The organism is Corynebacterium alimapuense (genome assembly GCF_003716585.1).
Classification (GTDB): domain Bacteria; phylum Actinomycetota; class Actinomycetes; order Mycobacteriales; family Mycobacteriaceae; genus Corynebacterium; species Corynebacterium alimapuense.
The window spans coordinates 379,253-386,403 of sequence record NZ_PTJO01000004.1; the positions used below are offsets into that span (position 1 = coordinate 379,253).

Below are 7,151 nucleotides of genomic sequence, written 5' to 3' on the forward strand. Positions count from 1 at the left end.
TATGACTATCGCCGAAATCATCGTCTCTGTCCTCGTGATAGTTGCCACCATCATGGTGGTCACCACCGCAGTTGCCATGTGGCGCGCACCAGATGCACTAACCCGGGCCAACCTCATCGGCCCGGTCGTGGGTGTGGCCTTTCCCCTGCTACTGGTCTCCAAGCTGATCATCGATATCTCCACCACCGGCTTTGATCTCAATGACTTCATCCGAGCGGTTATTGCTATTGCCGGAGTCTGGATTGTCGGCGCCGTGGGTTCCTATTACTTGGGCCGCTCGATCTATGGGGTCACCGTCGTGGACCGGAAATACCACGATGCTGGCACCGAGAGCACGTGGGGCTAGCCAGCTAGGTTGGCAATGGCGTAGCTGGCCTGCTCTGGGGTAAAGCCTTCGTAAATGAGCTGATCATAGATCCCGGATTCCGACACCTGCCCGCCCGATTGATACTCAAGGGCAATGCTGAGTGCATTCGCATCCCAATCTGCATCGATAGTATCCACCGCATATTGGGTCTGCTCTGGGGTGAACTCTTCATAAATCAGCTGATCATAGAGTCCGGACTCCGATAAGGGCGCATACGTGTCATGGTCCAAAGCCGACCGAAGCGCATTGCCTTGCCAATCCGCGCTCATAGTATCCACCGCGTATTGCGCCTGATTTGAGGTAAAACCCTGGTAAATCAGCTGGCCGTAGAGACCAGCTTTAGACAGTGGGGAACGCTCATCGTAGTCGACTGCAATGGCTAAGGCCTCTTGGGCTCCGGCCCCGGCAGCGGCAGCGGCAGCGGCAACAGACGTGGTGTCCTGGCTAGAGGTTTGCGGCAGCTGTTCGTGCATCACTATGGATGTATTCGAGTCCTCAGGCAGTGCCTTTGCGGCATCTTCTTGATCCACGGAAGAACAGGCCGTGAGAGATAGTGCAACGAAAGATAGGGCGACAATGCCACCCAAGACAATATTCTGCGAGGGTACTGACATAGCTGGCTGCTCCCGATAGATGTGGATCCTTCTTCTAAGCGCCCATGATGCCTTAACCTTCCGTGGCCGACTAGTTGAGTCTCTGCTTGCGCCGCCGCACAGGTGCCATTTGGTTAGCTTTTGGAGTTGCTAAAAGCAGTCTCAGACAAGCATTCTGCCCCGCCACACGGGAATGTTGTGGCGGGGCAGAATCAGGATCAGAGGACAATTTGCGCCTCATCCTGGCATACGAGGGACTAGCTATTTTTGGTGAACTCCGCCTTCACTGCGGCACCAAGCTCCTCATCGACCTGGCTCCAGTACCAGTAACAACGCTCTTCAACCGTCGGGGATACTCCCGCCATAGCACCGGCGATGTTGCTGACGAGGCGAGCCTTCTCGCCGTCATCGTAGACCTCGCGGTAGAGGATGCCAGCCTGGACGAAATCGCCATCCTCGGGGTGCTGAACATAGGCAGCGCGAGTCAGGTCAGTGCCGTGGGAGTCCGGGTTGACGTAGAGATCACCGGCTGCGCCATAGCTCTGGCCCGAGGAAGAATCCTCGCCGTTGTCCAAGAATCCCTGCCCCTTGTCATAACGGTTCGGGGAGTAGGTGGGCTGATCTTTGTCATCGAAGAAGTAGGCCATCGAACCCTGGTTGCTATAGGTATTAACCGGGTTGATGGGCTGGTTGACCGGTAGGTCGCGGTAGTTTGCTCCGATCCGGTAGCGCTGCTGATCGGAGTACGCAAAGATGCGAGCCTGCAGCATCCGGTCCGGGGAGAAGCCGATGCCGGGAACCAAGTTCGAGGGATCCAGAGCGATTTGCTCGATCTGGGCGAAATGGTTGCGCGGGTTGCGGTTGAGCACGAAGTGGCCAACATCGATGCGCGGGTAGTCCTTCTTGGACCAGACCTTGGTCAGGTCGAAGGGGTTCCAGCGGTAGTGCTCGGCTTCGGCAACCGGCATGATCTGAACCTTGACGTCCCAGATTGGGTAGTCGCCGCGTTCGATGGCGTCAAAGAGATCTTGGCGGTGGTAGTCGGCGTTCTGACCTGCGACCTCTGCGGCCTCAGCGTCAGTGAAGTTTTCTACTCCCTGGCGGGAGATGAAGTGATACTTGACCCAGAAGGCTTCGCCAGCTTCGTTGATCCACTGGTAGGTGTGGGAACCGTAGCCGTTTTGGTGGCGGGTGGTCTTCGGGGTGCCGCGGTCACCCATGAGGTAGGTCACCTGGTGGGCGCTCTCGGGGGTGCGGGTCCAAAAGTCCCATTGCATGTCAGCATCGCGCAATGCACTGCCATGGAGGCGCTTTTGGGAGTGGATGAAGTCAGCGAACTTGATGCCATCGCGGATGAAGAACGTCGGGGTGTTGTTGCCCACGATGTCGTAGTTGCCTTCTTCGGTGAAAAAGCGCAGAGCGAAGCCGTGAACATCGCGCCAGGTATCTGGGGAGCCCTTTTCGCCAGCGACGGTGGAAAAGCGTCCACCCATCGGGGTGACGGTTCCCGGCTGGAAGAGTCCTGCCTTGGTGTAGCCGGACACGTCTTCGGTGATGTGCAGTTCACCGAAGGCGCCGTGGCCTTTGGCATGCGGGATGCGCTCGGGAACGTTCTCTCGGTTGAAGTGGGCAAGTTTTTCGATCAGGTGGATGTCATTGAGGACATTGGGGCCCTGCTGCCCGACGGTGACGGAGATGTTCTCCGAGGGCACCGGTGCGCCGTTATGGCGGGTGCTCTGGCCGGTGACGGCGGGGCGGACACCCCGGTCAACGATTCGGTCTGCTGCAGAATTGTCATTCGACATAATTTCTACTCCTCTAGCCAATCAATGCGCTGAACTTATCAACGCCGGTTAATTAATAGCCTAAGTGAAACTGTGAGGGTGTGCAAGGACCAACCTAGTTATGAATCACTAGGCACGACGTTTGCCCTGGTAACCTCAACTACCGTGAGCACGTACTCCCCCCGCGATGACGCCTTCGTCACTGAGCTGGCGCTTCGCGCTGGTCGGGGCGACCGGCCTGCGCTCACAGAGTTCATTCGCGCCACCCAAGACGATGTTTGGCGCTTGCTGGCGCATCTCGGCGGTCGAGACATGGCGGATGACCTCACCCAGGAGACCTATCTCCGGGTCATGAGCGCACTCCCACGCTTTGCCGCCCGGTCCTCCGCGCGCACCTGGCTACTATCACTGGCTAGGCGCGTGTGGGTGGACAATATCCGGCATGACATGGCCAGACCCCGGAAATCTTCCACCGAATATGAAGATGCCGCTGCCAACATCTCTTCTGAGGAGATGAACTCCTCATCCTGGTCAGAATGGATCGACGCCCGGATGTTGATCGATTCGCTGCCGGCAGAACGCCGCGAGGCGCTCATCCTGACCCAAGTGCTCGGCTATACCTATGAGGAAGCCGCCAAGATCGCAGATGTACGCATTGGCACCATCCGCTCTCGGGTCGCTCGAGCAAGAAAAGACCTCCTTGAATCGACCAACCGGGCAGAACGAGACACCAACGACGGCTAGCTCCCCATAAACAAATATCCCCCGTGCCAGCCGCTCAACGGCTAACACGGGGGATGTTTCTGGCGTTCTAGGCTTAAAACAAGCCCGCAGACTAAAGCAGATTAAACCAGCAGCTCAGCAATCTGAATAGTGTTCAAAGCGGCACCCTTGCGCAGGTTATCGCCGGAAACTACCAGCACCAAACCACGATTATCGTCCACGGTCTGATCCTGGCGGACACGTCCCACTAGGGAATCATCCTTGCCAGCAGCAGCCAGCGGAGTAGGCACTGCGACCAGGTCGACGCCGGGGGCAGCAGCCAACAGGGAGTTAGCCTGCTCGACGGTGATCGGGCGCTCAAACTCGGCGTGGATGGTCAAGGTGTGGCCGGTAAACACCGGGATTCGGACGCAGGTACCGGATACCCGCAGCTCCGGGATTCCGAGAATCCGACGAGACTCATTGCGCAGCTTTTGTTCTTCATCGGTCTCGAACGAACCATCGTCGACAAGGTTGCCGGCCATTGGCAGCGCATTGAAAGCGATCGGTGCAACATAAGGGCCGAAGTCCTCGGGTGCCAGCAGGGAGCCGTCATGAGCCAATCCAACGTTTTGGTCCCCAATTTCAGCGACCTGCTTGGCCAAAGCCTCTACCCCGGCCAGGCCGGAACCGGACACGGCCTGGTAGGAGGAGACGTTGAGCTTGAGCAGACCAGCTGCGTCGTGGAGCACCTTCAGCACCGGCATTGCGGCCATGGTGGTGCAGTTGGGGTTAGCAATAATGCCCTTGGGCGGGTTCACTGCCTCCTGCGGATTGACCTCGGAGACCACCAACGGCACGTCTACGTCACGGCGAAAAGCCGAGGAGTTATCCACGACGGTCGCCCCAGCTGCGGCGAATACCGGCGACCACTGAGTAGAGGTGGAACCACCGGCGGAAAACAGTGCGATATCAACATCACTGACTGATTCCTCGGTGACCTGGCTCAGATCTTCCACCTCAATCTCTTGGCCGGCAAAAGTCAGAAGCTTGCCTGCGGACCGAGGAGAGGCGAAAAAGCGAACCTTATCGGCCGGGAACTGACGCTCCTCAAGGATGGAGCGCATTACCTGGCCTACCTGGCCGGTGGCACCCACTACTGCAACGGTCGTCATGGACGAAAACCCTTTCTGGGAAATTCTGGTGCGGTCTGGGGGTTAAGTCTACGCGCCTAGGCAGCCAATTAAGCCACCTCTACGCCCTAATTTAGACAGAGCAACGGGCTAGGAACACAAACCGCGCCACACCAAAGAATGTCTCAGTGTGACGCGGTCAGATTGCCCCGAAAACTCGGACTCAAGCCGATCTAGCGGCCGGTACCGGCGTAAACGGTCACTTCGTCTTCGCCGCCAAGCTCAAAGCGCTCGTGGAGAGCACGTGCAGCAACCTCAAGGTCTGCTTCGCGCATGAGTACCGAAATCCGGATCTCGGAGGTAGAGATCAGCTCAATGTTGACTCCCACATCGCGCAGTGCCTCAGTGAAATCAGCGGTAACACCCGGGTGGGACTTCATGCCAGCGCCAATCAGGGAGACCTTGCCTACCTGATCGTCATAGAGCACATTGGACCAGCCGAGCTCGATCTGAATCTTCTTGAGCAGCTCCATCGCCCGGGGGCCATCCGAACGCGGGCAGGTGAAGGTGATGTCGGTGGTGCCGTCTTCCAAGGTGGAGACGTTCTGCAACACCATGTCGATGTTGATCTCCGCATCGGCGACCGCACGAAAGACCGTTGCGGCCTCGCCCGGACGATCGGGAATGCCAAGGATGGTGACCTTAGCCTCGGAGCTATCGGTGGCTACGCCGGTGAGAACTGCTTCTTCCATGGGAATATCCTCCATCGAACCGGAAATGAGAGTGCCGGGGTCATTGCTATAAGACGAGCGAACTCGCAGGGGAACATTAAAGGCGCGGGCGTACTCGACGCTGCGCAGAACCAGAATCTTCGAGCCGACGGCCGCCAACTCGAGCATCTCCTCAAAGGAGAGCTTTTCTAACTTCTTAGCGTTAGAGACAATCCGCGGATCGGCGGTATAAACTCCGTCGACGTCCGAGTAAATCTCACACACATCTGCGTTCAGTGCGGCTGCCAACGCTACCGCGGTGGTATCGGATCCGCCGCGACCAAGGGTGGTGATATCTTTGGTCTCTTTATTAACGCCCTGGAAACCAGCAACGATACAAATCCGCCCCTCGTCGAGCGCTTCACGCACTCGGCCTGGGGTGACATCAATAATGCGCGCATTGCCGTGGCGCTCAGTGGTCAACACACCGGCCTGGGAGCCAGTGAAAGACTGCGCGTGGGCACCAAAGGACTCGATCGCCATAGCGACCAGTGCATTGGAAATCCGCTCACCGGCAGTAAGCAGCATGTCCATCTCGCGGGCTGGAGGAACCGGGTTGACTTGGTTGGCCAAATCCAGCAGTTCGTCAGTGCTATCACCCATTGCGGAGCACACCACGACTACCTCGTTGCCCGCCTTTTTAGTGGCGACAATTCGCTCCGCTACTGCGCGAATTCGCTCCGCGCTCTCCAGGGAGGAGCCACCATATTTCTGAACGATTAGAGCCACCGGATGGTCGCCTTTCGTCTCGGGTACGTGTCAATTGTTAAAGCTTCCCAATATTTCGTTGTTCACCTTACCTGGCCCAACGACTGCCCTCGCATTAACTTGCCTGGGTACTGCCCGATCACCCTTATCCCGACACCTGAATGGGTTTTCACTATCGTTGACCAAGTGCCTAGCAATCTGCTTGCGATAGTTTTCGCGCTCGCCTCCGCCTTGACCATCGCGTGGGGCACAGTGGTACGTCACCGTATTGCGGAAGAAGCACCCGCTGATGGCTCGTTCAAGGGCTCGCCGTTGTGGAACGCCATCTCTCGTCCGCGCTGGTGGGCTGGCACTGGAACCGCGCTGCTGGGCTACGGGTTGCAGATCATCGCCCTGGGCTTTGGCACCTTGCTGGTGGTTCAACCCATTCTGGTCTTGTCATTGATGTTTACTCTCCCGTTGGCCGCGCGTTACGACGGCCGTCGGATGTACAACTCCGAGATCTTCTGGGCAGGATTGCTCACCATTGCTGTGGCCACTCTGGTCTTATTAGGTCGACCTTTGCAGGGTTCCCCACAGCCCCCCGTAGAAAAGTGGCTGCCGGCGATTCTCATCGGCGCTGTCGTGCTCATTACGGTAGAAAGGATCGCCCAACACCAGAGCAATAGAAATAAAGCCCTGCTGTTGGGATTGGTCACCGGAGCACTATTTGGATACGTGGCGGTGCTATCAAAAGCCTTCGTAGACATTTTCGTCCACAGTGGGTTCTTGGCCATCTTCACCGCATGGGAGAGCTACGCACTGATCTTGGGCGCAACTTTGGGCACCATCGTCCAGCAATACTCTTTTAATGCTGGCGCGTTGAAAAACTCTTTGCCCGCGATGACCATCGCTGAACCCATTGTCGCCTTCACCTTGGGCTATCTCGTGCTGGGCGAGAAGTTCCAAGTGGACACCATCATTGGCTGGGCGTTCATGGCCTTGGCGTTGATCACGATGATCATCTCCACGGTGGTGCTCTCCCGCAAGGGCGTCTAACTACGGTCTACAACTGACCTGTGCGCTGCCTGCCGATATCAACACGCAAAAACGGG

Annotated in this window: 7 protein-coding genes; 3 read left to right on the forward strand and 4 right to left on the reverse strand. The window is 57.6% G+C overall.

Annotation, left to right across the window (positions count from 1 at the left end; translation table 11 throughout):
- Nucleotide 1 precedes the first annotated feature (1 nt).
- On the forward strand, nucleotides 2-346 hold the full coding sequence (locus C5L39_RS07065) for a Na+/H+ antiporter subunit G (RefSeq protein ID WP_123048167.1): 345 nt from the start codon (nucleotides 2-4) through the stop codon (nucleotides 344-346).
- On the opposite strand, the gene C5L39_RS07070 is transcribed toward C5L39_RS07065, so the two are convergent.
- Nucleotides 343-981: an Ltp family lipoprotein gene (locus tag C5L39_RS07070; protein WP_123048168.1), complete on the reverse strand. Its 639-nt coding sequence runs from the start codon at nucleotides 979-981 to the stop codon at nucleotides 343-345. The two genes, C5L39_RS07065 and C5L39_RS07070, sit on opposite strands and share 4 nt — an antisense overlap.
- Before the next feature lie 236 nt (nucleotides 982-1,217).
- Complete coding sequence (locus tag C5L39_RS07075; RefSeq protein ID WP_123048169.1) at nucleotides 1,218-2,765, reverse strand: catalase; 1,548 nt, start codon at nucleotides 2,763-2,765, stop codon at nucleotides 1,218-1,220.
- A 144-nt stretch (nucleotides 2,766-2,909) separates the two neighbouring features.
- Between C5L39_RS07075 and C5L39_RS07080 the strand changes: the two genes are divergently transcribed.
- Nucleotides 2,910-3,488 (forward strand): RNA polymerase sigma factor, encoded by a 579-nt coding sequence (locus C5L39_RS07080; RefSeq protein WP_123048170.1) that lies wholly within the window; start codon nucleotides 2,910-2,912, stop codon nucleotides 3,486-3,488.
- A 101-nt stretch (nucleotides 3,489-3,589) separates the two neighbouring features.
- On the opposite strand, the gene C5L39_RS07085 is transcribed toward C5L39_RS07080, so the two are convergent.
- Both C5L39_RS07085 and C5L39_RS07090 read right to left on the reverse strand, forming a co-directional pair.
- On the reverse strand, nucleotides 3,590-4,621 hold the full coding sequence (locus C5L39_RS07085; RefSeq protein ID WP_123048171.1) for an aspartate-semialdehyde dehydrogenase: 1,032 nt from the start codon (nucleotides 4,619-4,621) through the stop codon (nucleotides 3,590-3,592).
- Between the two features lie 191 nt (nucleotides 4,622-4,812).
- On the reverse strand, nucleotides 4,813-6,078 hold the full coding sequence (locus C5L39_RS07090; protein WP_123048172.1) for an aspartate kinase: 1,266 nt from the start codon (nucleotides 6,076-6,078) through the stop codon (nucleotides 4,813-4,815).
- A gap of 165 nt (nucleotides 6,079-6,243) precedes the next feature.
- On the opposite strand from C5L39_RS07090, the gene C5L39_RS07095 reads away from it, so the two are divergent.
- On the forward strand, nucleotides 6,244-7,095 hold the full coding sequence (locus tag C5L39_RS07095; protein ID WP_123048215.1) for a DMT family transporter: 852 nt from the start codon (nucleotides 6,244-6,246) through the stop codon (nucleotides 7,093-7,095).
- Nucleotides 7,096-7,151: the final 56 nt, after the last annotated feature.

Bases quoted from the DNA above. Each gene is read 5' to 3' on its own strand.
- C5L39_RS07065 (WP_123048167.1), top strand. From the start codon at position 2: ATGACTATCGCCGAAATCATCGTCTCTGTCCTCGTGATAGTTGCCACC.
- C5L39_RS07070 (WP_123048168.1), bottom strand. From the start codon at position 981: ATGTCAGTACCCTCGCAGAATATTGTCTTGGGTGGCATTGTCGCCCTA.
- C5L39_RS07075 (WP_123048169.1), bottom strand. From the start codon at position 2,765: ATGTCGAATGACAATTCTGCAGCAGACCGAATCGTTGACCGGGGTGTC.
- C5L39_RS07085 (WP_123048171.1), bottom strand. From the start codon at position 4,621: ATGACGACCGTTGCAGTAGTGGGTGCCACCGGCCAGGTAGGCCAGGTA.